This is a genomic window from Streptomyces sp. JJ66 (assembly GCF_019303495.1).
Classification (GTDB): Bacteria; Actinomycetota; Actinomycetes; order Streptomycetales; family Streptomycetaceae; genus Streptomyces.
On the sequence record NZ_JAEVFI010000013.1, the window covers coordinates 81,716 to 103,814 of the forward strand.

At 71.5% G+C, this 22,099-nt stretch carries 26 protein-coding genes; 21 read left to right on the plus strand and 5 right to left on the minus strand.

Going from position 1 to position 22,099, the window contains the following annotated elements; genetic code table 11:
• Positions 1-5 precede the first annotated feature (5 nt).
• The 10 genes from JJV70_RS11825 (at position 6) to JJV70_RS11870 (ending at position 7,880) form a co-directional block, all read left to right on the plus strand.
• The gene (locus JJV70_RS11825) at positions 6-1,391 is read left to right on the plus strand and encodes an AAA family ATPase (protein ID WP_219047856.1); all 1,386 of its coding nucleotides are present in this window, start codon (positions 6-8) and stop codon (positions 1,389-1,391) included.
• Positions 1,392-1,463: 72 nt separating this feature from the next.
• Complete coding sequence (locus JJV70_RS11830; RefSeq protein WP_219047809.1) at positions 1,464-1,829, plus strand: TadE/TadG family type IV pilus assembly protein; 366 nt, start codon at positions 1,464-1,466, stop codon at positions 1,827-1,829.
• Positions 1,826-2,329: a TadE/TadG family type IV pilus assembly protein gene (locus tag JJV70_RS11835; RefSeq protein WP_219047810.1), complete on the plus strand. Its 504-nt coding sequence runs from the start codon at positions 1,826-1,828 to the stop codon at positions 2,327-2,329. Before JJV70_RS11830 ends, JJV70_RS11835 begins: the two co-directional genes overlap by 4 nt.
• A 55-nt stretch (positions 2,330-2,384) precedes the next feature.
• The gene (locus JJV70_RS11840) at positions 2,385-3,722 is read left to right on the plus strand and encodes a CpaF family protein (protein ID WP_219047811.1); all 1,338 of its coding nucleotides are present in this window, start codon (positions 2,385-2,387) and stop codon (positions 3,720-3,722) included.
• Between the two features lie 15 nt (positions 3,723-3,737).
• Positions 3,738-4,679 (plus strand): type II secretion system F family protein, encoded by a 942-nt coding sequence (locus JJV70_RS11845; RefSeq protein ID WP_219047812.1) that lies wholly within the window; start codon positions 3,738-3,740, stop codon positions 4,677-4,679.
• A gap of 13 nt (positions 4,680-4,692) precedes the next feature.
• Complete coding sequence (locus tag JJV70_RS11850) at positions 4,693-5,580, plus strand: DUF5936 domain-containing protein (protein WP_219047813.1); 888 nt, start codon at positions 4,693-4,695, stop codon at positions 5,578-5,580.
• Between the two features lie 297 nt (positions 5,581-5,877).
• A complete protein-coding gene (locus JJV70_RS11855; protein WP_219047814.1) occupies positions 5,878-6,051 on the plus strand; it encodes a Flp family type IVb pilin in 174 nt (57 codons plus the stop codon).
• A complete protein-coding gene (locus JJV70_RS11860) occupies positions 6,048-6,650 on the plus strand; it encodes a pilus assembly protein TadG-related protein (protein WP_219047857.1) in 603 nt (200 codons plus the stop codon). The genes JJV70_RS11855 and JJV70_RS11860 overlap by 4 nt, the downstream gene beginning before the upstream one ends.
• A 286-nt stretch (positions 6,651-6,936) precedes the next feature.
• The gene (locus JJV70_RS22710) at positions 6,937-7,254 is read left to right on the plus strand and encodes a hypothetical protein (protein ID WP_257573799.1); all 318 of its coding nucleotides are present in this window, start codon (positions 6,937-6,939) and stop codon (positions 7,252-7,254) included.
• 203 nt (positions 7,255-7,457) lie between these two features.
• The gene (locus tag JJV70_RS11870; protein ID WP_308294788.1) at positions 7,458-7,880 is read left to right on the plus strand and encodes an OmpA family protein; all 423 of its coding nucleotides are present in this window, start codon (positions 7,458-7,460) and stop codon (positions 7,878-7,880) included.
• Positions 7,881-7,963: 83 nt separating this feature from the next.
• Here the strand turns inward: JJV70_RS11870 and JJV70_RS11875 are convergent, their stop codons facing one another.
• Positions 7,964-8,392, minus strand: a complete 429-nt coding sequence (locus tag JJV70_RS11875; protein ID WP_219047815.1) for an ATP-binding protein — start codon at positions 8,390-8,392, stop codon at positions 7,964-7,966.
• A gap of 212 nt (positions 8,393-8,604) precedes the next feature.
• Here JJV70_RS11875 and JJV70_RS11880 point away from each other — a divergent pair, with 212 nt between their 5' ends.
• The 5 genes from JJV70_RS11880 (at position 8,605) to JJV70_RS11900 (ending at position 10,906) form a co-directional block, all read left to right on the plus strand.
• On the plus strand, positions 8,605-9,456 hold the full coding sequence (locus tag JJV70_RS11880; RefSeq protein ID WP_219047816.1) for a helix-turn-helix transcriptional regulator: 852 nt from the start codon (positions 8,605-8,607) through the stop codon (positions 9,454-9,456).
• A gap of 14 nt (positions 9,457-9,470) precedes the next feature.
• A complete protein-coding gene (locus JJV70_RS11885; protein ID WP_219047817.1) occupies positions 9,471-9,665 on the plus strand; it encodes a DUF397 domain-containing protein in 195 nt (64 codons plus the stop codon).
• Positions 9,666-9,676: 11 nt separating this feature from the next.
• Positions 9,677-9,874 carry a DUF397 domain-containing protein gene (locus JJV70_RS11890; RefSeq protein WP_219047818.1) on the plus strand — a complete coding sequence of 66 codons (198 nt, stop codon included), beginning with the start codon at positions 9,677-9,679 and terminating at the stop codon, positions 9,872-9,874.
• A gap of 94 nt (positions 9,875-9,968) precedes the next feature.
• The gene (locus JJV70_RS11895) at positions 9,969-10,751 is read left to right on the plus strand and encodes an SDR family oxidoreductase (RefSeq protein ID WP_219047819.1); all 783 of its coding nucleotides are present in this window, start codon (positions 9,969-9,971) and stop codon (positions 10,749-10,751) included.
• 2 nt (positions 10,752-10,753) lie between these two features.
• Positions 10,754-10,906, plus strand: coding sequence for a Clp protease N-terminal domain-containing protein (locus JJV70_RS11900; RefSeq protein ID WP_374227282.1), 153 nt, complete (start codon positions 10,754-10,756; stop codon positions 10,904-10,906).
• A 67-nt stretch (positions 10,907-10,973) separates the two neighbouring features.
• Here the strand turns inward: JJV70_RS11900 and JJV70_RS11905 are convergent, their stop codons facing one another.
• Entirely contained in the window at positions 10,974-11,492 is a 519-nt protein-coding gene (locus tag JJV70_RS11905) for a hypothetical protein (RefSeq protein ID WP_219047820.1), read from the minus strand.
• Between the two features lie 188 nt (positions 11,493-11,680).
• Positions 11,681-12,037: a hypothetical protein gene (locus JJV70_RS11910; protein ID WP_219047821.1), complete on the minus strand. Its 357-nt coding sequence runs from the start codon at positions 12,035-12,037 to the stop codon at positions 11,681-11,683.
• A gap of 504 nt (positions 12,038-12,541) precedes the next feature.
• On the opposite strand from JJV70_RS11910, the gene JJV70_RS11915 reads away from it, so the two are divergent.
• On the plus strand, positions 12,542-13,336 hold the full coding sequence (locus JJV70_RS11915) for an SDR family oxidoreductase (RefSeq protein WP_219047822.1): 795 nt from the start codon (positions 12,542-12,544) through the stop codon (positions 13,334-13,336).
• A 610-nt stretch (positions 13,337-13,946) separates the two neighbouring features.
• Here the strand turns inward: JJV70_RS11915 and JJV70_RS11920 are convergent.
• Positions 13,947-14,330, minus strand: coding sequence for a DUF192 domain-containing protein (locus JJV70_RS11920; RefSeq protein ID WP_219047861.1), 384 nt, complete (start codon positions 14,328-14,330; stop codon positions 13,947-13,949).
• A gap of 36 nt (positions 14,331-14,366) precedes the next feature.
• On the opposite strand from JJV70_RS11920, the gene JJV70_RS11925 reads away from it, so the two are divergent.
• Complete coding sequence (locus tag JJV70_RS11925) at positions 14,367-15,095, plus strand: A24 family peptidase (RefSeq protein ID WP_219047823.1); 729 nt, start codon at positions 14,367-14,369, stop codon at positions 15,093-15,095.
• A 182-nt stretch (positions 15,096-15,277) separates the two neighbouring features.
• Here the strand turns inward: JJV70_RS11925 and mgrA are convergent, their stop codons facing one another.
• A complete protein-coding gene (mgrA, locus tag JJV70_RS11930) occupies positions 15,278-16,330 on the minus strand; it encodes an L-glyceraldehyde 3-phosphate reductase (protein WP_219047824.1) in 1,053 nt (350 codons plus the stop codon).
• Positions 16,331-16,517: 187 nt separating this feature from the next.
• On the opposite strand from mgrA, the gene JJV70_RS11935 reads away from it, so the two are divergent.
• From JJV70_RS11935 to JJV70_RS11950, 4 genes are all read left to right on the plus strand, one after another.
• A complete protein-coding gene (locus JJV70_RS11935; protein ID WP_219047825.1) occupies positions 16,518-17,303 on the plus strand; it encodes an isoprenyl transferase in 786 nt (261 codons plus the stop codon).
• A 528-nt stretch (positions 17,304-17,831) separates the two neighbouring features.
• Entirely contained in the window at positions 17,832-19,163 is a 1,332-nt protein-coding gene (locus JJV70_RS11940; RefSeq protein WP_219047826.1) for a PhoH family protein, read from the plus strand.
• Between the two features lie 490 nt (positions 19,164-19,653).
• Positions 19,654-20,406 (plus strand): transglycosylase SLT domain-containing protein, encoded by a 753-nt coding sequence (locus JJV70_RS11945; protein ID WP_219047827.1) that lies wholly within the window; start codon positions 19,654-19,656, stop codon positions 20,404-20,406.
• Positions 20,407-20,608: 202 nt separating this feature from the next.
• Positions 20,609-22,039: an AI-2E family transporter gene (locus JJV70_RS11950; RefSeq protein ID WP_219047828.1), complete on the plus strand. Its 1,431-nt coding sequence runs from the start codon at positions 20,609-20,611 to the stop codon at positions 22,037-22,039.
• Positions 22,040-22,099 lie beyond the last annotated feature (60 nt).

Below are 22,099 nucleotides of genomic sequence, written 5' to 3' on the forward strand. Positions count from 1 at the left end.
ATCCCATGCCGTACGCGTCCGGCGGGGCAGGCGCCAGCGGTGCGCCCGTCCGCGTCCTGGCGGCTGTCCGGGACGCCGACGCCAGCCGCGTCCTGACCGGGCTGCTGGAGCGGCTGCCCGGCGCCGAGCCGCAACCCCCCGTGGGTACCAGCACCGCCCTGCTCGACCTGCTCGCCACGCGCGGTGCCGACTCGGTGGCTGGGCTGCCCGAGGTCGTGCTCGTCCACGAACACCTCGGACCCCAGCCCGCGCTGGAGCTGATCCGCGAGGTCGCGCTGCGCTTCCCGGCCGTCGGCACCGTGCTGCTCACCGGTGACGCCAGCCCCGCCGTGTACGCCGCCGCGATGGACAGTGGCGCGCGCGGCGTGCTGCCGATGCCGATCGGCTACGAGGAACTGGCGGCCCGGGTGCGGGCGGTGGCCGGATGGTCCACCGGGGTGCGCCGCCACCTGGGCCCGGCCGACGACCCGTACGCCGGTGCCCCCTCCGCCCCGCTGGTCACCGTCGCCGGGGCCAAGGGCGGCGTCGGCACCACCCTGGCCGCCGTCCAGCTGGCGCTGGCCGCGCAGGCGTCCGGGCACGCGACCGTGCTGGTGGACCTCGACCTGCAAACCGGCGACGTCGCCTCGTTCCTGGACGTGCAGTTCCGGCGCTCGGTCGCCGACCTGGCCGGGCTCAGCGACCTGGGGCCACGGGTGCTCCAGGACGCGGTGTTCGCGCACAGCACCGGGCTCGCGCTGCTGCTGGCGCCCGCCGAGGGCGAACGCGCCGAGGAGGTGACCGACGCGGCTGCCCGCCAGCTGCTGCCCGCGCTGCGGGCACGCTACGACGCCGTGATCGTGGACTGCGGCAGCCACCTCGACGCGGCGGGCGCCGTCGCCGTCGAACAGGCCGACACCGCGCTGCTGGTCACCACGCCCGATGTCGTCGCCGTGCGCGGCGTCAAACGCCAGGTGCGGCTGTGGGACCGGCTACAGATCCGCAAGGCCGAGGACACGCTCACCGTCGTCAACCGGCACACCCGTGGCAGCGAGATCCAGCCGCCGCTGATCCGGCAGATCACCGGTACCCGCCTGGCCCGCACCACCGTTCCGGCCGCCTTCAAGGAGCTGCAAGGCTGCCTGGACTCCTCGCGCATGCACGAGCTGGACGCGCGCGGCTCGGTGCGGCAGGCGCTGTGGGCGCTGGCCGGTGAGGTGGGGCTGGTGGCGGGTCCGGGTGCGGACGCCGCCTCCGGCCCGGCTCCGGGGTCAGGTTCGGCGTCGGGCGGCGGCTTTGGGGCGGGCAAGGGGCTGGTGCCCTTCGGCGGCGGCAGCGGCGGCGAGCGTGGGGCGCTGGTGGCTTCACGCCGGGCGCGCGGGGCGTCACGCCGGGCGCGGCGGGGGCGCTGAGGCGTGGGCGGGGTGCGACGGCAGCCGCGCGGCGGGCGCGGGGGGCGAGCGGGGTTCCGGGACGGGCGCGGGGTGCGTGGGCGGTTCCGGGACGAGCGCGGGCAGGCGACCGTTGAATTCCTGGGCATGCTGCCGCTGATCCTGCTGACGCTCGCCCTGCTGTGGCAGTTCGTTCTCGTCGGCTACACCTTCACGCTCGCCGGGAACGCCGCCGACCAGGCCGCGCGCGCCGGTGCCGTGGGTGCCGACTGCGCGGGCGCCGCGTCCGCCGACCTGCCCGGTGCCTGGGCCTCGGGCGCGTCCGTGGCCTGCGGCGAGTCCGGCGGCCTGGTGCACGCCGACGTCACGTTGCGCGTGCCGGTGCTCTTCCCCGGCGCCGTCGGCTTCCCGTTCGACGTCACCGGAAACGCGGCGGCGGTCTCGGAGGAGGCACCATGACGCGGCACCCGGCGCGAACCGGCCGCGCGCGCCCCCGGAATGGCCCTCGAACCGCCCCCCGGAACGGCCTCAGCGCCAGCCTGCCGAGCGACCCCGGGGCCACCTCCCGGACCGGCCCCGAGGGCGCCCCCCGGAACGGCCCCCGCGACCGGGATCGCGGGCAGGCGGCGATCGAGTTCATCGGCTTCCTCCCGCTGCTCCTGCTGCTCGCCCTGGCCGGAGTGCAGCTCGGGCTCGCCGCCTACACCGCGCAGCAGGCGGGCACCGCCGCCCGCACGGCCGCCCGCTACGTCTCCCAGGACGACGACCGGGGCGGCGCGAGCGCCGGGCGGGCCGCGCTCAGCGGCTGGCTCGCGGACGACGCCGCCTTCACCGAGCGCCGCGCGCCCGGTGAGGTGACCGTCACCGCGACCGTGACCATCCCCTCCGTCCTCCCCGGCGTTAGCTTCGGCAGCGTCGAGAAGTCCGCCACCATGCCGCGACAGCGGGAGCTGCCGTGACCGAGCCCGCGCCCTGGGAAACCGAGCCCGCGCCCTGGGAAGGAGCCGCCGCGCGATGAGCCTCAAGGCCCGCCTGACCGCGCCCGAAACCGCCGCCGACCGGCCGGAGGAAAGCCACCTCGTCGGCACCTTCCGCACCAAACTGCTGGAGGAGATCGACCTCGCCGAGATGTCCCGGCTGGCCGCCGCCGAACGCCGGGTGCGGCTGGAGCGCGTGCTGGGGCACATCATCAGCCGCGAGGGCCCGGTGCTCTCCACCGCCGAACGCGCCCAGCTCATCCGCCGCGTGGTGGACGAGGCCCTGGGCCTGGGCATCCTCGAACCGCTGCTGGAGGATGCCACCATCACCGAGATCATGGTCAACGGCCCCGACCACATCTACGTCGAACGCGCCGGACGCGTCGAACGCCTGCCGCTGCGGTTCGCCTCCGGGGACCAGCTGATGCAGACCATCGAACGCATCGTCTCCACCGTCAACCGGCGCGTGGACGAGTCCAACCCGATGGTGGACGCCCGGCTGCCCACCGGCGAACGCGTCAACGTCATCATCCCGCCGCTGGCGCTGACCGGCGCCACCCTCACCATCCGCCGCTTCCCGCGCGCCTACACCCTGCACGAACTCATCGACCTCGGCACGCTCGACGAGCCCATGACCCTCTTCCTTGCCTCACTCGTCCGGGCGAAGTACAACGTCATCGTTTCCGGCGCCACCGGCTCGGGGAAGACGACGCTGCTCAACGCGCTCTCCGGGCTCATCCCCGACGGCGAGCGCATCATCACCGTCGAGGACGCCGCCGAACTCCAGCTCCAGCAAAGCCACGTCATCTCGCTGGAGGCCCGCCCGCCCAACGTCGAGGGCAAGGGCCAGATCACCATCCGCGACCTGGTGCGCAACTCCCTGCGCATGCGCCCGGACCGCATCATCGTCGGCGAGGTACGCGGCGGCGAAACGCTCGACATGCTCCAGGCCATGTCCACCGGGCACGACGGCTCGCTGGCCACCGTGCACGCCAACAGCGCCGAGGACGCGCTGATGCGGCTCCAGACGCTCGCGTCCATGTCCGAGGTGAAGATCCCCTTCGAGGCGCTGCGCGACCAGATCAACAGCGCCGTCGATGTCCTCGTCCAGCTCACCCGGCACCCCGACGGCTCCCGTCGCGTCACCGAAATCGCCATCCTCGACTCCGCCGGACGCGAGGACTACCGCCTGACCACCGTCGCCCGCTTCCACCCCCGCCCGCTGGAGGCCGACCACGTGGTGCGCGGCACCTTCGCGCACTTCCCCGTCCCGCGCCGCGTCGCCGACCGCCTCTACCTCTCCGGCGAGGCGCTGCCCCCCGCCTTCGGCGTCGCCGACTCCGCACTCGACCTCGCCACCCGCGCCGCCCGCTGAGGAACCGCCCCGCCGATGACACTCGACCACCTCGTCCGCCTCACCCTCGGCGCGACCCTGCTCGCCTGCGTCCTCGCCGTGCTCGCCCTGCGCGCCTACGCCGCCGGACGCGCGCAGCGCCGCGAGCTGGTCGCCCGGCTGTCCGCCACGCCCACCACACCCGCCGCCGACAGCCGCCGACTGGCCCGGCTCGACCGGTGGCTGCGCCGCACCGGACCCGGCCGCCGCCTCGGACACCGCCTAGCCGCCACCGGACTCGACGTCACCGTCGGAGAGTTCACCGTGGCCGTGCTCGCGCTGGTCACCGGGCTGTGGATCGTCGCCCAGTCGCTGCTCGCCGCCTTCTTCGGGCCGCTCGCCGCGCTGCTCGGCCTGTGGGCCGCCGCCACCTTCCTCAGCTGGCAGCGGAACAAGCGCATCGAGAAGTTCATCAACCAACTCCCCGAACTAGCGCGCCTGCTCGCCAACGGCACCCAGGCCGGACTCGCCCTGCGCACCGCGATCACCCTGGCCGCCGAGGAGATGGACGCCCCGGCCGGTGAGGAACTGGGCAAGGTCTCCGACGCGCTCGCCCTCGGCCACTCCCTGGACGACGCCCTCGGTGAACTCGCCGAACGCCTCCCCTCCCGCGAGCTGGTCGTACTGGTGACCACGCTGGTGCTCTCCCACCGTGCCGGGGGCCAGGTCGTCGGCTCCCTGCGCAACCTCACCGACACCCTGGAACAGCGCAAGGAAACCCGGCGCGAGGTGCGCACCCAGCTCTCCCAGGTGATGATGACCGCCTACGCCGTTCCCCTCATCGGTCTGGCCGTGCTGCTGCTGATGGACCGCGCGGGCTCCGGCGTCCTGGACCGCATGACGTCAACCTTCGTCGGCCAGGCCGCCGTCGTCATCGCCTTCGGCCTGTACGCGGTGGGCTTCTTCGTCATCCGCCGCCTGTCCCGGATCGACGTGTGAGGGAGCGCCCGCTGTGACCCTGCTGCTCGCCGCACTCGCCGCCCTGTGCGCGCTGGGCTTCGCCCACGGCCTGCGCCTGTACCGCGCGGAGACCAAACTGCCCGCCGACCTCGCGCTCGCCCTGGAAGTCGGCGCCACCCGCACCACCCCCGTCGGCTCCGCGCTCGACCGGCTCGGCATGCGCTGGGCGCCGCTGGTGCTGCGGCTCATGGGCCCGCGCCGCGTCGCCGCCGTCCGCCGCCGCATCGACCACGCGGGCAACCCCGGTGGCCTCACCGTCGATCGCTACGCCGCCCGCCGCTTCGTCTACGGCATGCTGGGAGCGCTCGGCGCGCTCGCCATGCTCGCGCGCGGTCAGTGGCTCCTGGCGGCGCTCATGGTGGCGTTCGGACTGCTGTGGATCGAGGTGGGCATCCTCGCCGCCGTCCGCGTACGGCGCGCCGAGATCGAACGCACCCTGCCCGACTTCCTCGACGTCCTCGCCGTCGTCGTCTCCGCTGGCCTCGCCTTCCGCCAGGCGCTGGACCGGGTGGCCGAGCGATACGCGGGGCCGTGGGCCGACGAACTGCACATCGCCCTGCGCCAGATGGACCTCGGCGTCAGCCGCCGCCAGGCGTTCGAGGAACTGCGACGCCGCAACGACTCCGAACAGGTCGCCATGTTCGTCACCGCGCTCCAGCAAGGCGAGGACCTCGGCGCACCGCTCGTGGACACGCTGATCGCCCTCGCCGCCGACATGCGCCGCACCGACGCCCAGAACGCTCGCCGCCGCGCGGCCCGAGCGGTACCCAAGGCCACGCTCGTCATCACCACCGTGATGGTCCCGGCCACCCTGATCCTGCTCGTCGCCGGGCTGTTCCTCGGCACCGGCGTGGAGTTCGGGAGGATCACCGGTGAGTAGGCGCCTTTGTGACGCGGCATCAATTCCCACAAACTTCTCGCCAACCCCTTCGCGTGCGCACCCCGTTGTGGCAGAGTCACTCTCTGGAACGACGTGCCGTGTGCACGTGTGCCGACGGAGCGAGGAGGTCCCCGCCGATGCCGCGCCGCGCCGCCCGTTACCGCGTGTGGGCCGCGAACCCGCGCTTCCGCTACCCCGCCCTCCGCCCCGTCATCGCCCGACTCCACGCGAGGCCCCCCGCCCCGGGGCCACTCACCACCCCACCCCCGTCGCCCGAGTCCGGAGAGCGAGACCCCCATGAACCCCCGCCCGCGCCTGCGCCTGAACAACGACACCGGCCAAACGGCCATCGAATACCTCGGCATCCTCGCCGTCGTCGCCGCGATCATCGTCGTCCTCCTTTCGACGGACTTTGGTTCAGCGATCGTCGAAGCCATCAACCAGCAGATCGCAAAGGTGACGGGCGGCTGAGTTCGTGTGAGGTTGTTGACCGAGGGCAAGCTGCACCGATCTACATCACTGTGGTTGCCGGTGCACTCTTTCTGGCGCTTGCCTATTTCGCTTTCGGACAAGCGGCCCTTGCTCGGAACGGAACACAAAGCGCCGCCGACGCAGCAGCGTTGGCGGCTGCTCACGATGCCCGGAACCAACTAGGCGAAGGCATTCTCGACAGCCTTGACGATCTCGCTCAATGGGAAGAACTGCTGGCGGGGCGCACGTTTTTAGCCGAGCGGGCGTGTGCCCAGGCGGAAAGCTTCGCTAAGAAGAACCAATCTGCTGCTCAAGCTTGCGAGGTAAAGGGCGGAACGGCGCCCGAGTTCTCGGTAGAGGTCAGGTCCGTTGCGCCTGTGGGTGATTCAGTAGTCCCCGGAACGGAAGGCGTCCATGCGCGGGCATCGGCTGCCGCCGTCCTTGAACCGCTCTGCAGGGCAGTCGAAGCTGACCTCGAAGAGTCTCCCAAAGACCCAGTTTTGCTCCTGTGTGACGGAGACAAACTCATCGTCAACCCTGAGGAGCCTGAGACAGTACCGGATTTCGATGCGCTGTTCAGGGTTCGACTAACCGAATGAATGCCAGCATAGGTGAGGGAAGTATCTGATGCGTGCAGGACACGTAGGGGCATTGGGTAGGAGAATCGCTTGTGCGGGGTCGGCGGCGGTATTGACGTGTGTGCTTGCTGCCTGTGGCGGTGGGGGAGAAGGGGAAGACAAGGTAGACCGTGAGGAACAGGCTACGGAATCTTCCCAGGGGTCCGCCTCCGCCGAGGTCGATACTGACACGGTCATCGGTGAGCTAAAGGGTCCCAACGGAGTTGTTGTCCAGGTGCACTCGGCCACGCGCGACCCTGGCGGTTTCGTGACGATCGAGGCCACGCTGCACAACGATGGTTCGAAGCCATACGATCCAGTACGCCTGCGTTCACAAGAAACCAGCATCAAATCAAAGTCTGACATTTCTGGTGCGACGCTAGTCGATCAGCAGGGTAAAAAGCGGTACTTGGTGCTTCGGGACACAGACGGTCAGTGCCTCTGCACCACCAGCATATCGCTGACTGCTCCTGGTGATACGCGACCTCTATTTGCGCAGTTTCCGGCACCTCCGAGTAGTGTGGTCGAGGTCGAGTTTCAGCTACCCACCATGACTGCCGTCGCCCTCGAATTGACTGAGGGGTGAAGACGTTGACTATGTGCCGAAACCCGGCAACATCGGCATTCGTGACGCTCTTGGCAGCGGCAGTGTTCACCACTGCTTTTGGTCCTTCCACCGCTGCGGCCGACTCGCCGGACGGACCTGCTAATGACACTGCACCCGTCAAGGTCAATAGCGCGTCGCCCCAGTTGCGCATGCGCGACCGGGCTACTCTCGCGGAGTCGCGGGTGATCGATATCGTGCAGGTGGTTGAGGACGAGGCCGGGGACGAGCGGCGCGCGGACTCCAACGCCAAGACCACGTTCACGCTCCAGGCGGAGGTGCTGTTCGGCAGGGACAGCGCCAAGCTCAACCGCGAGGCGAACGCGACGATCGCGGTGATCGCGGAGGAGATCAACACGCAGGGCTCCACCGAGGTCAACGTCTACGGCTTCACCGACAACCTCGGCTCCTACCAGCACGGCGTCGAGTTGTCGCAAAACCGCGCCGAGGCCGTCCATCAGGAGCTGATCACCCACCTGGACAGCCCAGGGGTGACGTTCAACATCCGGGGATACAGCGAGGACTACCCCGTGGCCTCCAACGCAACCGAGGAAGGGCGGGAAAAGAACCGAAGGGTGGAAGTTTCCTTCCCTCGCACGGAAGGTTAGACGCTGCGTAGTAGCGTGGTCACACTGAGCCGGTTCGCGTAACCCTCCCCGTGACGGACCGGCTCAGCCCGCGCCGTAGCCCCCTATACGTCCAGGACGAACCAGACGACCTTCCCGTGGTCGTCCCCGCCCCACGCGCTGGACCCCAGTGCGTACCGCCCCCAGTTGCGTGCCAGCTGTTCCACGATGAACAGGCCGCGCCCGAAGCAGTCGTCCGTTGTGACGGTCAACGGGTCGGGTAGCTCCGAGTCGTTGTCCCACACGCTGACGCGCAGCTCTTTGCGCCGTACCGAGGCCCGGATGTACACCGGCCCGTCCGAATGCTTGACGCCGTTCGTTACCAGCTCGCTCGCCAGCAGCAGCGCGGTGTGCGTGACGTCGTGCTCGACGCCGTAGGTGCCCATCGCCGCGTGCAGCGTGCGCCGCGCGATCCCGGGTGCCCGGTGATTGTTCGTCAGCTGGAGCCCGAAGGACCACTGGTCGGGTGATTGAGTCAGCGGAGTGACGGTCATGCGACTGCTCCTCGTCTCGTGGAGGCGCCCGCGATGGTGGCCTGCCGCTCCGCCGCGCGCAGGCAGAACGGTGCACTTCCGCCGCGCAGCACGGGGGGTAAGTGACCCGATACACAAGGTAGAGCCTGATGGGTACTCAAGTCCATAGAACGTGGAAACTTTAGTACCCGGAAGTAGAGTGCGAGTCCGTTGATCTACGCGAGGAGGGGTGCATGCCAGCACGGGAGGCTCCGACCATCCGCCAGCAGCGACTTGGCATCGAGCTCCGCAAGCTGCGCGAACGCGCTGGTCTGTCGGCCACGGACGCCGGGGCCATGCTCGGAATCGGTCAGTCCCGGGTGAGCAACATCGAGTTGGGGCGCATCGGCGTCAGCCCTGAACGCGTGCAAGCCTTCGCACGCGCCTACCGGTGTGGGGACTCCAAGCTGGTGGCCGAGCTGGCGTCGATGGCGGGCGAACGTGGTCGTCATTGGTGGGACGAGTACCGGGACCTCCTGCCCTCCGCGCTTATAGACTTGGCTGAGCTTGAGTACCACGCGAGCGCCCTCAGGAGTGCTCAGGTGTCCCACCTGCCTGGTCTCCTCCAGACGGTCGACTACGCTCGTCTCACGTTTCAACAGGACATCCCGTCACTGGCGCCGCCTGAGGTGGAGCACCGTGTCTCTCATCGGATCAAGCGGCAAACGGTGCTGTACGCCGGTAACCCAACCCCCTACACGGCGGTCATCCACGAAGCCGCTCTGCGCATGCAGTTTGGGGGTCGGGAGCAGGCCAAGGCGCAGTTGCGGCACATCCTTGAGATGAGTGAGCGGCCTTTGGTCACGGTGGTCGTCATCCCGTTCGTCGCCGGGATCTTCCCAGGGGCGGGGCAGTCCGTGGTGTACGCGGAGGGGCCGGTGCCCCAACTCGATACGGTGCAGCTGGACTCCGAGCACGGCTCCCTCTTCCTGCACTCGGACGCTCAGCTGGACAGGTACCGGGAGTTCATGAAGCGGTTCGAGGCCGTGGCTCTGAACGCCGAAGCTTCGCGTGATCTCATTCTGGCCATCAGCAACACTCTCTGAGGGGCACACCAACTATGCGTTCCGTAACCTGGCAGAAGTCCTCGTACAGCGCCCAGGGCAGCAACTGCGTGGAGCTGGCATCCGCATCGCCTGATGCCATCTACCTAAGGGAGTCGGACGACCGGCAGACTGTTCTCGTCACCACCCCGCGCAGGCTGGCCGCCTTGCTGGCAGGTGCCCGTGCGGGCACGTTGCCCTCAGGGGATTGAAGGAGTCGCAGATGCGGAAGTGGCAGAAGTCGTCGTACAGCAGCGAGGCCAGCAACTGCGTCGAGATCGCCGCAAACGAGCGGAGCGCTGTGCTGCACCTCCGGGAGTCGGACGACCCTCAGACCATCCTCACTACCACCCCACACCGGCTGGCCGCGCTGCTGGGCGCTGCGCGGCGCGGGGTGCTGGCTGACGCGGCGGGGGGCTGAGCGGCGCAGTCGGGCGGCGGTGCCCCGCATGTCACACCGGGGCACCGTACGTCGTCCTCCACCCTGAGAGCACGTACCACAGGGAGGAAGACGGATGCCCGGAACGATTCTGGTCACCGGGGCGACTGGCACGCTGGGGCGGCCGCTGGTGAACCGGTTGCTCGCGGACGGCGCGGACGTGCGCGTCATGAGCCGCCGTCCGCGAGCGGCAGGCGACGACCGCCCGTACGCGTGGGCGGTGTGCGACCTCGCGACCGGCACCGGCCTGCCGCAGGCGCTGCGCGACGTGCGCACGATCGTCCACTGCGCCACGCATCCGCGCCACGACGTCACGCACACCCGCCGCCTGCTCGACGCCGCGAGCGCCGCCGGAGCCAAGCCGCCGCACCTCGTCTACATCTCGATCGTCGGCATCGACGCCATACCGCTCGGCTACTACCGGCGCAAGCTCGCGGCGGAACAGCTGATCGAAGGCTCGGGCCTGCCGTGGACGACGCTGCGCGCCACGCAGTTCCACGACCTGGTGTACTCGGTGACGCAGGCGCAGCGCCGCCTCCCGGTCGTGCTGGCTCCCGCAGGCGTGCGTTTCCAGCCGATCGAGGTGACCGAGGTGGCCGAGCGGCTGGCGGAGCTGGCCCAGTCGGCGCCTGCTGGCCGCGTCCCGGAGATGGGCGGCCCCGAGTCCCGTTCGTGGCGCGAGTTCGCCCAGGCCGCGATGCGTGCCGAGGGCTGGCGGCGCCCCGTGCTCAGCCCGCGGCTGCCCGGCAAGCTGGCCCGCGCCTTCCGCGACGGCGCGAACCTCACCCCCGACCACGCCGTCGGCACGGTCACCTTCGACACCTACCTCGCCCGTCGCACCACGCCTCCGCACCCCTGAGCGTGCTGCGTGCGGATCGCTACCGGACGCGGGACCGGGCGATCGGTGACGAGCACCTGTTGCTGGCGGTCACCGCGCGGCGCGGCGCGGTCGCTGCCGTGCTCGCCGAGCACGGGGTGACGTACGCGTCCGTCGAGCGGGCGCTCGCGGCCTGACCGCGCGGTGGGGCGTGCGAAGGTGCCGCCAGCCCGGGCCGGATTGGGGCACCGTCGCGGGAGTCGGTCAGCAGTCGATGCCCTGTTCGCGGAGCCAGGCGCACTGCGTCTCGCCCGAGGTGGGGCCGCCGTTGTAGGCGCGCGGGTCCCGGTAGCCGGGGCCGACCGGCTCGTGGGGTTCGAAGACGCCGTCACCGTCGAGATCGCCGCCGTCCGGGCTGAACCGCGCGCCGGGCGGCACGGTGCAGGCGGCGCGGTCCTCGGGGGCCGTCGTGCACTGCTGGGGAGTACGGGGGGACGGGACCGGGGCGCGGCCCTGCTGCTGGGCCTGGGCGCCAGCGTCCTCGGCGGCGGCCTGACGCGCGGACTCCTCCGCCGCCTGCTCGGCCGCGCGGAACTGGTGCGCGGCCTGGACGCCGAGGGCGTGGGCGGTGTCGGCGTGCGCGGGCGTCGTCCAGGAGACGGTCTGGCGGGTGGGGGAGTGGTCCGGATCGGCGGCGTCGGTGGAACCGCAGGAGCTGAGGCCAAGAGCCAGCGCGCAGGAGGCGGCGGCGACGGTGATGGGGCGAAGACGAGATGTTGACATATCGACCCCCGTGGGCCGGGAGCAGTTGCCCGGTCCACACTATGCCGCCCCTCACGGTGTTGTACACGGGAGCGGCGCGGGTGGGCCGCCCTGTGCGTGACGAGGGGTGGGTGCGCGGACGCGTCCGCGCACCCACCCCTCGTCACGGTGGCGCGATGGGCGGCTTCTGACTCAGGTGCCGCACGTTTTCAGCAGGCCGAGGCGTCGTCGTAGCCGCTGAGCGCCGGTGGCCAGACCACCAGCGTTCCCTCGCGGCCGTCTTCGTCGTCCAGTGTGACGAGTTGGCCCGGGAAGGCCCGCTTGAGGGCGAACGAGTCCGCCTCGGTGAACGTGCCGCGCAAGATCAGCGCTTGCCCGATGGCGTAGACGGACCGGGTGCCGGAAGGCATCGGCCAGTCGCGGTCGAGCAGCTGCGGGGCCGTTCCCCGCTCGCCGTCCCCCTCCGGCGGGCCGTTCCGCAGGTACGCCGCGAACTGGCTGGCGGCGTCCCGTGCCTTGTCTAATCCCGATCGGTCCCCCGGTTTCCGATCGTCGAACGTGTCCATTTCCCCCACCCCTGTGTGTCTAACGTCCTGCATCCCCATGTCGTTGAACGTACGACGTTTGCGTGAGCTATCGCAAGAGCATATGAATGGCTGCTTTGCGCCACTCTGCCGAGAGCAGTGCGGTCTCGGGGCTGGATTTGCGCTGCGAATATGCCACGGCTGTTCCCCGGGTGGAGGACGGTGTCGCTGTCCCTCTGTGTGACGGCTGGGCACCGGTCCGTGGTTCCCGGATGGCGCTGACTCGCCCGCGTCGGCGAGCGCGGCGACGCGGTTCGGGTGTGCCCGTCGCCCCGTGCGCCTCCGCCGCCGTGGTTGCGTTGCGGGGCGTGCGTCACAGGTGCGCGCCCCCGTCCGGCGGTCGTGCCGGGCCGTCGGGTGCCGGGGGCGGCAACCGGCACGCATCGCCCTGGCCCTTCGGGGCACCCGGGTCCCAGCACCCTCGACGCCGCTCCGGTCGCGTGCGCGGCGCGGGGGAGCCGGACCGTCGATAAGGAGCAGCCGGACATGGAGCAGCAGCGCGCCGCCGTCGTCACCGCGGCCGACTCGGGCATCGGACGGGCCACGGCCGTCAGGCTGGCCGGGATGGGCATGGACGTAGGCATCACCTGGCACCGCGACGAGGAGGGTGCCGAGCAGACCGCCGGGGAGGTGCGGGCGCTCGGCCAGCGGGCGGAGGTGGAGCACATGGACCTGGCCGTACTCCCCGACGCCGCCGCGGCCATCGACGTCCTCGCCGACCGCCTCGGGCGCGTCGACGCTCTCGTCAACAACGCCGGTACGGGCACCTCGACGCCGCTGCTGGACCTCGCCCACGACACGATCCGCACCGTCATCGACGTGGACCTCATCGGGCCGTTCCTGTGTTCCCAGCGCGCCGCGCGCCGCATGATCGACCAGGGCGACGGGGGACGCATCGTCAACGTCACCAGCGTGCACGAGCACCAGCCGAAGGTGGGCGCGGGACCGTACTGCGCGGCCAAGGGCGGGCTTGGCCTGCTCACCCAGGTGATGGCGCTGGAGCTGGCCGAGCACGGCATCAACGTCAACTCCGTGGCGCCCGGGGAGATCGCCACGCCGATGACCGGCAACGAGGACGCCGACGTGCACGAGCTGCCGCGCCCCGGGGTGCCGCTGGGCCGACCGGGTGACGCGCGCGAGGTCGCCGCCGTCATCGCGTTCCTCATCGGACCCGACGCCGGATACGTCACCGGGGCGTCCTGGGCGGTGGACGGCGGCATGCTCCGCATGGGCCCACAGGCCAGCTCCCACGTCCGCGACCACGACTGGCGCCGCGTGTGAGCGCCGCCGGTGTCACACCGCGTCGGCCGGGCAAACCGCGTCGGCTCGACCGCCCGGTGAAACACCCCGGTCCGCAGGCGTGAGGGGCGGTGGGAGCGGGAACCCGACGGGGCACGGACCGATGCCCGGTGCCGCACACCGGGCGAAGGAGGAGCAGTGACCGTCCCGACGACCGCACCGGCCACCCGGACGCAGCACCACCCCGCCACGGCCCGGCAGCCCGACCCCGTGCCGCCCGCCCCGACGCCCCCACCGGGCCCCGGCGGCCCCGAACCCGGTCCCGCACCTGGCCCGGAGCCCGGCCCGATCCCGGTCCCGCCACCCGAGCCCCCGCACCCGAGCCCGACCCCCGGCCCGGGGCCGACGCCGGAACCGCCCGCCCCCGGCCCGGAGCCGCAGCCCGCACCGGCGTAACCCCCTCCCCGAGCTGACCGCACAGGAGTCGTCCGCGCCGCAGCCGAGCACGCCCGGCGCTCCACCGCTCGCGGCGCCGGACCCTCACTCGCCCCGGACGCCCTTATGCGGTTCGACCAGGCAGTCCATGTCGTGCGGGGTCAGCGGACGCAGACGTAGGCGCGGAGTCTCGATCACGCGTGCGACGTTACCGCCGTCACCCGCGCGTCTCCAGCCGCAACCGCGCCTCCGGACGCACCTCCCACGCTGCCAGCGCGCCCGCCGCGGCCTCCAGCACATGCCGGGCGCGGGGACGCGGCAGCCCCAGCCGTCCGGGCGGCATCGTGCACACCGCGAGCACGGTCAGCTCGTCGGCGAGGTCACCGCGCAGGTAGGCGACATCGATGGGGCACCGCATGCGGAAGGTGTGCACGGAGGCGGCCGGGGTCAGCAGGAGCGCACCGTCGATCCCGTCCCGCCCGAGCAGCCCGCGCGTCCGGGCGCCGAGCGAGGCGGCCACTTCCACCGGCACGGTGCCGCCGTGCGGAAGGCGCAGGACGGCGGTGCCGTCAGCCGGGCGCGGTCGTCTCACGGCACCCATGATGCCGCTGTGCACGCCGGATCGTAGGCTCGCGGGGTGGGAGAGCTGGTGAGTGTGGTGGGGGCCGGGGTGTACGGCGGTGTGGCGGGCGGGCTGCTGGCGCGGTCCGCGTACCGGCTGTCGGTGCCCGCCGGTCAGGCGTGGCGCACGGCGTGTCCGCACGGGCACGCGCTGACAGGGTGGGCCGGAGTCAGGCGGTGCGCGCGGTGCGGGGGCGCGGCGTACGGGCCGGGGTGGTGGCGGCTGGGGGCTCCGGCGGGCGTGGCCTGCGCGGGGCTGGCCGCCGCGACCGGGCCGCGCCCGGAACTGGTGGTGTGGCTGCTGCTGACGCCGGTGCTGGTGCTCCTCGCCGCCGTCGATCTGGCCGTGCACCGGCTTCCGGACCTGCTGACGCTGCCGCTCGCCGGGGCCGCCGTGGCGCTGCTGGGGCTGGCCGCGCTGGTTCCGGAGGCGGGGGGCAGCTGGCCACGCGCGGTGCTGGGCGGCGTGGCGCTGAGCGGGGGCTATTTTGTGTTGTTCCTCATCAATCCGCGCGGTATGGGCTTCGGGGACGTCAAGCTCGCGGCCACCTGCGGGGTCGCCCTGGGGTGGTACGGCTGGCCGGTGGTGCTCGGCGGCACGTTCGCCGCGTTTGTCCTGGGTGCGGCCTATGGAATCGGCTTGATCGTGGCCCGCCGTGCGGACCGGAAGACGGCGCTCCCGTTCGGCCCTTTCATGATCGTCGGCGCGCTGCTCGGAGTGGCTGCCGGAGGACTCGGAGCATGAAATTCCGCCGGGGATGCACAGAGCACCCCCGGAGAGGGGCTATGGTGGAATCCCCCCCTCGGGCCGGTCCGTATTCCCCCCCACGGACCGGCCCGCTTTTTGTGCGCCCACAGCGCCCGCCACGCCCGCGTCGCGCCGACACGGCGCCGCGCCCGCGCCGGAGTGCCGCGCCCGCCGCGCGGTCAGCTCTCGCTGCTGCGGGCCCAGAGGTTCGTCCCCGGCTCGGAGACCGCGTACCGGTCGATCTCCGCCAGCTCCTCCGCCGTCAGCGGCGCACCGCTGAGCGCCCCGACGTTCGCCTCCAGCTGCGCCACGCTGCTCGCGCCGATCAGCGCGGACGTCATGCGCGGGTCCCGCAGCACCCAGGACAGCGCCAGCTGAGCCAGGCTCTGCCCGCGTCGCTCGGCCAGCGCGTTCAGGCTGCCCAGCCGCGCGACGACCTCCTCCGTCAGCAGCGCCGGGTCCAGCGTCGTCCCGCTGCTGGCGCGCGAACCTTCCGGGACGCCCCGGAGGTACTTCCCGGTGAGCAGGCCCTGGGCGAGCGGGGCGAAGGCGACGCAGCCCATGCCCTCGTCCTCCAGCGTGTCCAGCAGCCCGTCTTCCTCCGTCCAGCGGTTGATCATCGAGTAGGACGGCTGGTGGATCAGTGGCCGTACGCCCATCTCCCGCAGCAGCGCCACCGCCTGCCGGGTCCGCGCCGAGCTGTACGACGACAGCCCGACGTACAGCGCCTTGCCCTGGTGGACGGCGGACGCCAGCGCGCCCATCGTCTCCTCCAGCGGCGTGTCGGGGTCGAAGCGGTGGGAGTAGAAGATGTCCACGTAGTCCAGACCCATGCGCCCGAGCGAGGCGTCCAGCGAGGACAGCAGGTACTTGCGCGAACCCCACTCCCCGTACGGGCCGGGGTGCATCAGGTAGCCCGCCTTGGTGGAGATGACGAGCTCCTCGCGGTACCGCCTAAAGTCCTGCTGGAGCAGCTTGCCGAAGTTCAGCTCCGCGCTGCCGGGCGGCGGGCCGTAGTTGTTGGCCAGGTCGAAGTGGGTGACGCCCAGGTCGAACGCGCGGCGCAGGATGGCCCGCTGGGTGGCCAGCGGGCGGTCGTCACCGAAGTTGTGCCACAGGCCGAGCGAGATGGCCGGAAGCCTCAGCCCGCTGCGGCCGCTGCGGCGGTAGACCATCGCGTCGTAGCGGGTGTTGGCCGCCCGGTAGTGCACGGGTTCGGTGGTGCGCGTCATGTTCCCCTGCCTATCACGCGGCACCGACGCCGCTCCGTGCGTGCCCGGATGCCGGGAAACCCAGGTGGCCGCCACCCGCCGCGCTATCACAGGGCTGTGACACGCCCGGGGCGTCCCCTCGCCCGGACTGGCGTTAGGCTTCCCTCGGCTTGGGACGCGGCAGCATGGGAAGGGGCCGGCAGCTCAGATGAAGGACACCCTGCGCCTGAAGGACACCCTGCGCCGCCTGGTGGTGCGCCTGTACTCCCGCCGGGTGGAAGGCCACCTCGACCCCCGGCAGGTCCCCGGGCACATCGGCGTGATCCTGGACGGCAACCGGCGCTGGGCCAAGGCGTCCGGCGGCACGACGGTCGAGGGGCACCGGGCGGGCGCGGACAAGATTCACGAGCTGCTGAGCTGGTGCGCCGAGACCGACGTCGAAGTGGTCACGCTGTGGCTGCTGTCCACCGACAACCTCGACCGGCCCGCCGCCGAGCTGACGCCGCTGCTGGGCATCATCGAGGACACCGTGCGCGGGCTGGCCGCCGACGGCAGGTGGCGCGTGCACCACGTCGGTACGCCGGATCTGCTGCCCGACCACACCCAGCGCGTCCTCAAGGAAGCGGCGACCGCGACGAGTGAGAACACCGGCATCCTGGTCAACGTCGCCGTCGGCTACGGCGGCCGCCAGGAGATCACCGACGCCGTCCGCTCCCTGCTGACGGAACGTGAGGCGCGCGGCGAGACCCTCGCCCACCTGGCCGAGACCCTCACCCTCGGCGATATAGCCGAACACCTGTACACCCGTGGCCAGCCCGACCCGGACCTGGTCATCCGCACCAGCGGTGAGCAGCGCCTCTCCGGTTTCATGCTCTGGCAGAGCGCGCACTCCGAGTACCACTTCTGCGACGTCTTCTGGCCCGCCTTCCGCAAGGTGGACTTCCTGCGGGCTCTGCGCGACTACGCCGCCCGCCACCGCCGCTACGGCGGCTGACCCCGCTACGGCGGCTGACCCCGCTACGGCGGCTGACCCCGCTACGGCGGCTGACCCCACGTCACCGGCGCGGACTACGGCAGCGGCACAGCGCGTGCGGCCGGGCCGACGCCTTCCGGCCGCACGGCGCTGGGGTGAGGTGCCCGGTGGGGCGTGAGCGTGCGGTGGGCGTCGTCGCGTCCGCAAGTGCGCCGGGGGACGCGTCCGGCTTTCCCCGGAGGCCGCTCGCCCGCACCGTGCGGGAACCTCGCGAGAGGGGCGGGCGGGGAGGGTTCACCTGGTGGATGGGTGCGGTTCGCATGGCGGGTCGGGGAAAAGGGAATACCCCTGGCAGCCGGGACTCGCCGACGAGTTCCGGCCATCGGGAGGCCCTTTGCCAGCCACGGACGCCGCACCCCCAGCGGGTGCGCAGGACGCGGAGGGCCGGTGCCCGGCCCACGGCAGTGGCGGCCGGCCCGGTCCGTTCCGCAGCGGCCCGCCGTCGGCGGACGCCGCGCACCATCCTCGTCCGAGGGGGTTCGTCCATCCGTGGTGACCAGCACAAAGCGCCGCGAGAACGACCGGCGCACCTATGTCATCGACACCAGCGTCCTGCTCGCCGACCCGGCGGCCGTGGCCCGCTTCGACGAGCACGAGGTCGTGCTGCCCGTCGTGGTGGTCACGGAGCTGGAGGCCAAGCGCCACCACCCGGAGCTGGGCTACTTCGCCCGGCAGGCCCTGCGGCTGCTGGACGAGTACCGGATCAGGTACGGGAGGCTGGACGCGCCCATTCCGACCGGCGAACTCGGCGGCACGCTGCGGGTCGAGCTGAACCACTCCGATCCGGGCATCCTGCCGGCCGGGTTCCGGCTGGGGGACAACGACTCGCGCATCCTCGCCGTCGCCCGCAATCTCCAGGCCGAGGGGTACGACGTCACCGTCGTCTCCAAGGACCTGCCGTTGCGCATCAAGGCGTCCTCGGTTGGCCTGCTGGCCGAGGAGTACCGGGCGGAGCTGGCCATCACCGACTCCGGCTGGACGGGGATGAGCGAGCTGACGCTGCCGGGTGACGCCATCGACGAGCTGTTCGCACCGGACGGCGCCGGCACCGTGGCCGTGCCGCAGGCTGACGGGCTGCCGGTGCACACCGGGCTGGTGCTGCACTCGGAGAAGGGCCGCGCGCTGGGCCGCGTCACCGCTGACGGGCGGGTGCGCCTGGTGCGCGGCGACCGGGAGGCGTTCGGCATCCACGGTCGCAGCGCCGAGCAGCGCATCGCGCTGGACCTGCTGCTCGACCCGGACGTCGGCATCGTCTCGCTCGGCGGGCGCGCGGGCACCGGCAAGTCGGCGCTGGCGCTGTGCGCCGGTCTGGAGGCGGTGCTGGAGCGGCGGCAGCACAGCAAGGTGATGGTCTTCCGGCCGCTGTACGCGGTCGGCGGTCAGGACCTGGGCTACCTGCCGGGTACCGCCGACGAGAAGATGAACCCGTGGGCGCAGGCCGTCTTTGACACGCTCTCGGCGGTGACCTCCCGGGAGGTGATCGAGGAGATCGTGGCGCGCGGCATGCTGGAGGTGCTGCCGCTCACCCACATCCGGGGCCGGTCGCTGCACGACGCGTTCGTCATCGTGGACGAGGCCCAGTCGCTGGAGCGCAACGTGCTGCTGACGGTGCTCTCCCGCATCGGGCAGGACTCCCGCGTCGTCCTCACCCATGACGTGGCGCAGCGCGACAACCTGCGGGTTGGCCGGTATGACGGCGTCGTGGCGGTGGTGGAGAAGCTGAAGGGTCACCCGCTGTTCGCGCACGTCACGTTGACGCGTTCCGAGCGCTCCCCGATCGCGGCACTGGTGACCGAGATGCTGGAGGAAGGGCGCATCTGATCCGAAAAGCATCAAGAGCAAACCGGACGGAGTCCCCGGAAAGGGGAATAACACCCCGTTGTGGGATGAGGTAACTGTCATGTCAACAAACCGACATGACACGCCGTCGCAGGGTGAAGCAGCGTAGCCGGGTCAGGCCCGGCTACGCTCGCATTTCCGCAACACCCGTGGGCTAAACGGCATGTGAGCTTTCCCACGCAACCCGGGATTGCCATCGGCCGTCTGGTTCCGGCAAGGTGTGGGTTCTGTCAGGCCCCGCATACGGCCACCCCCGCATCTCCAGAGGTGCAGCACCACACAACTCAACAGCCATCACCGCCGTATGCCGCCCGAAAGCACCACGCGGACTCCCCGCTCAGGGGACCCACGGGCCCGTGCCTCCTGTGGCCCTACACGTGCGTGGACCTCCACGCACAAGGCGGAGGACAGTGCCAGGGGCACGATTGCGCTCGCGGGGTCACCGCTGCGGGCAACTGTGGAAGGAAACTGAGTGACTGCTCGGATCTCGGTCCGGGGATTCGCCGTGGCATCCGCCACCGCGGTCACCACCGTCGGCGCCGTCGTCGGAGTGGCCTCGGGGAGCCAGCAGGGCGCGGCAGAGCCGGTCGAGCTCGCCGCCGCTGACGCGACGCTGCTCGCCGACGTACCCGTCGATGGCAACACCCAGGTGCAGACCGCCTCCCTGACGCAGCAGGCAGACCGGCAGACGGACGCGGCCAACGCCGAGGCGCAGAAGTCCGCCCAGGAGGACGCCCGCAAGCAGGCAGCCAAGGACGCCGAGGCCAAGAAGGAGAAGGCCGACCGCGAGGCCAAGGAGCGCGAGGAGGCCAAGAAGGCCAAGGAAGCCAGGGAGAAGGCCGAGCGCCAGGCCAAGGAGCGCGAGGAGGCCAGTAAGGCCGCCACGCGCAGCACCGAACGCCCGGCGGCCTCCTTCCCGCAGCAGTCTTCCTACTCGGTCTCCGAGGTCAAGGCCATGGCGCAGCAGATCGTCGGCGGCGGCCAGTACCAGTGCTTCTCCAACATCGTGACGCGGGAGAGCGGCTGGAACTACACCGCGACGAACCCGTCCTCGGGCGCCTACGGCCTGGTCCAGGCGCTGCCCGCCTCCAAGATGTCCTCGGCGGGCGCGGACTGGCGCACCAACCCGGCCACCCAGATCAAGTGGGGCCTGAACTACATGAACAACCGCTACGGCAGCCCCTGCGGTGCCTGGGAGTTCTGGCAGGCCAACCACTGGTACTGAGACGTCGCTCACTTTCTACGGCGCTGCCCCCGATCCGGAAGCCGGGTCGGGGGCAGCGCCGCGTCCGGTGACCGCCCGGGTGCCGCGTCCCGGGGACCGTGGCGGCTGGGGAGAAGCCGTGCCGTGTGGCAACCCCGCGGCGGGGTAACGTCGTCCCCACGGTGGGACAGGACCGCTGCGAGCGGGGGCGAAGGAACAGACGATGGCAGGACTACGGCGGCTGCGGACCAAGGCGTCCCGCATGGCTTCCCGCATGGCGGAGTACCGCGAGCGGGCCGAGCGGGAGCGCGAGGCCCGCGACCGCGAACGCGGTCGGTTCCCGGAGCCCGGGCCGGCCGCGGAGGCCCCCGGGCCGCCACCCCCGCCGAAGCCGGACGAACCCGCGCAGGCGATCCCGTGGGGCATCCGCGTGGCCGCCGAGGCGGGCTGGCGGCTGCTGGTGCTGGCCGCGGTGGTGTGGGTCCTCATGCAGGTGGTCGGCGCGATGAGCCTGCTGGTCATCGCCTTCTCCGCCGGTCTGCTGATCACCGCGCTGCTTCAGCCCACCGTGGCCCGGCTGCGCCGGCTGGGCCTCGGCCGCGGGCTGTCCACGGCCGCCACGTTCATCAGCGGCTTCGGGGTGATGGGGCTCATCGGCTGGTTCGTGGTGTGGCAGGTCATCGAGAACCAGGAAACCCTCACCCAGCAGGTGCAGAGCGGCATCGAGGAACTGCGCCGCATGATCCTGGAAAGCCCCTTCCACGTCACCGAGGCCCAGCTCAACGACTTCACCACCAACATCAATCAGTGGATCGAGGAGAACAGTCAGGACCTGACCACCGCGGGCCTGGAGGGCGCCTCCTACCTGGTGGAGTTCCTCAGCGGCGCGGCACTCGCGGCTTTCGTCTGCCTTTTCCTGCTCTACGACGGGCGCCGGGTGTGGCAGTGGCTGCTGAACTTCGTGCCGCTCAGCGCGCGCGAGGGCGTCGCCGGGGCGGGGCCGCGCGCGTGGACCACGCTCACCGGCTACGTGCGCGGGACGGTGATAGTGGCCATGATCGACGCCATCGGCATCGGCGTGGGGATCTGGTTTCTGGGCGTGCCGCTGGCGGTGCCGCTGGGCGTGCTCGTCTTCCTGGGGGCCTTCGTCCCGCTGGTGGGCGCCTTCATCTCCGGAGCGCTGGCCGTCGTGGTGGCCTTCGTCACCAATGGGCCCGTCACCGCGCTGCTCGCGCTCGGCATCGTGCTGCTGGTGCAGCAGATCGAGGGGCACGTGCTCCAGCCGTTCATCCTGGGCCGCATGGTGCAGGTGCATCCGCTGGCCGTGGTGCTGACCGTCACCGGCGGGTCGCTGCTCGCGGGCATCCCGGGCGCGGTCCTGGGCGTGCCGCTGGTGGCGGTGGCCAATACCGTCGTCAGCTACCTGCGCGCCTACGCCGAGGAGCGCAGCCCCGCCGGGCGGCGCGTGCACGGGTCCACCGCGCTGGCCGTCTCGCCCGGGGTGCCGCCCGCGATGCCGGGCGGCGAGGAGCAGCCCGTCGGCGCGCTGGACACCTCCCAGGCCGCCGCGCGGGAGCTGGCGGAGCGGGAGGCGGGGCGGGAGGAGCCGGGCGAGCCGGGCCGTCCGGACGCCCCAGGCGGGCCGCACCCCTGACCCCTGCGGCCCGCCCGGCGTCCCGGCAGCAGCCGTTAACCGGCTGGCGTGCGCCGCGCT

Coding starts and splice junctions, on each gene's coding strand:
- JJV70_RS11825 (WP_219047856.1), top strand. CDS start 6: ATGCCGTACGCGTCCGGCGGGGCAGGCGCCAGCGGTGCGCCCGTCCGC.
- JJV70_RS11835 (WP_219047810.1), top strand. CDS start 1,826: ATGACGCGGCACCCGGCGCGAACCGGCCGCGCGCGCCCCCGGAATGGC.
- JJV70_RS11840 (WP_219047811.1), top strand. CDS start 2,385: ATGAGCCTCAAGGCCCGCCTGACCGCGCCCGAAACCGCCGCCGACCGG.
- JJV70_RS11845 (WP_219047812.1), top strand. CDS start 3,738: ATGACACTCGACCACCTCGTCCGCCTCACCCTCGGCGCGACCCTGCTC.
- JJV70_RS11855 (WP_219047814.1), top strand. CDS start 5,878: ATGAACCCCCGCCCGCGCCTGCGCCTGAACAACGACACCGGCCAAACG.
- JJV70_RS11875 (WP_219047815.1), bottom strand. CDS start 8,392: ATGACCGTCACTCCGCTGACTCAATCACCCGACCAGTGGTCCTTCGGG.
- JJV70_RS11880 (WP_219047816.1), top strand. CDS start 8,605: ATGCCAGCACGGGAGGCTCCGACCATCCGCCAGCAGCGACTTGGCATC.
- JJV70_RS11885 (WP_219047817.1), top strand. CDS start 9,471: ATGCGTTCCGTAACCTGGCAGAAGTCCTCGTACAGCGCCCAGGGCAGC.
- JJV70_RS11890 (WP_219047818.1), top strand. CDS start 9,677: ATGCGGAAGTGGCAGAAGTCGTCGTACAGCAGCGAGGCCAGCAACTGC.
- JJV70_RS11895 (WP_219047819.1), top strand. CDS start 9,969: ATGCCCGGAACGATTCTGGTCACCGGGGCGACTGGCACGCTGGGGCGG.
- JJV70_RS11905 (WP_219047820.1), bottom strand. CDS start 11,492: ATGTCAACATCTCGTCTTCGCCCCATCACCGTCGCCGCCGCCTCCTGC.
- JJV70_RS11910 (WP_219047821.1), bottom strand. CDS start 12,037: ATGGACACGTTCGACGATCGGAAACCGGGGGACCGATCGGGATTAGAC.
- JJV70_RS11915 (WP_219047822.1), top strand. CDS start 12,542: ATGGAGCAGCAGCGCGCCGCCGTCGTCACCGCGGCCGACTCGGGCATC.
- JJV70_RS11920 (WP_219047861.1), bottom strand. CDS start 14,330: ATGGGTGCCGTGAGACGACCGCGCCCGGCTGACGGCACCGCCGTCCTG.
- mgrA (WP_219047824.1), bottom strand. CDS start 16,330: ATGACGCGCACCACCGAACCCGTGCACTACCGGGCGGCCAACACCCGC.
- JJV70_RS11935 (WP_219047825.1), top strand. CDS start 16,518: ATGAAGGACACCCTGCGCCTGAAGGACACCCTGCGCCGCCTGGTGGTG.
- JJV70_RS11950 (WP_219047828.1), top strand. CDS start 20,609: ATGGCAGGACTACGGCGGCTGCGGACCAAGGCGTCCCGCATGGCTTCC.